This window comes from Aromatoleum toluolicum, assembly GCF_012911005.2.
In the GTDB taxonomy this organism is placed as follows: Bacteria; Pseudomonadota; Gammaproteobacteria; order Burkholderiales; family Rhodocyclaceae; genus Aromatoleum; species Aromatoleum toluolicum.
Genome location: NZ_WTVS01000197.1, coordinates 1 through 471 on the forward strand (window position 1 = coordinate 1; position 471 = coordinate 471).

Genomic DNA, 471 nt, shown 5'->3' on the forward strand with positions numbered 1-471 from the left:
CGCTGCGCCTGGCCACCGAGCGCGCGCTGGAGCGCACGGCCTTTGGCAAGCCGCTGGCCGAACAGGCCAATGTGCAGGAGTGGCTGGCCGAGTCGCGCATCGAGATCGACCAGGCGCGCCTTCTGGTGCTGCACGCCGCGTGGCTGCTGGACCAGGGCGACGCTGTGGATGCGCGCAGCGTGCGTGCCCAGGTCGCCGCCATCAAGCTCGTGGCCGCGCGCCTGCAGCAGCGCGTGGTGGACCGCGCCATGCAGGTCTTTGGCGCCATGGGCATGTCGCCCGACACGCCGCTGGCCGCTTTCTGGACTTGGGGCCGCGCGCTGCGGCTGATGGACGGGCCCGACGAGGTGCACCTGCGCACCGTGGCGCGGCATGAGCTGGCGCAGGCGCGCGCGGGGCTGGGGGCATCGGCAGCCTACTTCACCACCCCCGAGCAGCTGCGCGCGCCGCCGCACCTGAGCGCCTGAGGAC

1 protein-coding gene is annotated in these 471 nt (G+C 73.7%); it reads left to right on the forward strand.

Translation table 11 applies throughout. The features are described 5' to 3' along the window. A partial coding sequence (locus tag GPA27_RS28345) for an acyl-CoA dehydrogenase family protein (protein ID WP_256223146.1) occupies positions 1-467 on the forward strand: 467 nt, incomplete at its 5' end. Positions 468-471 lie beyond the last annotated feature (4 nt).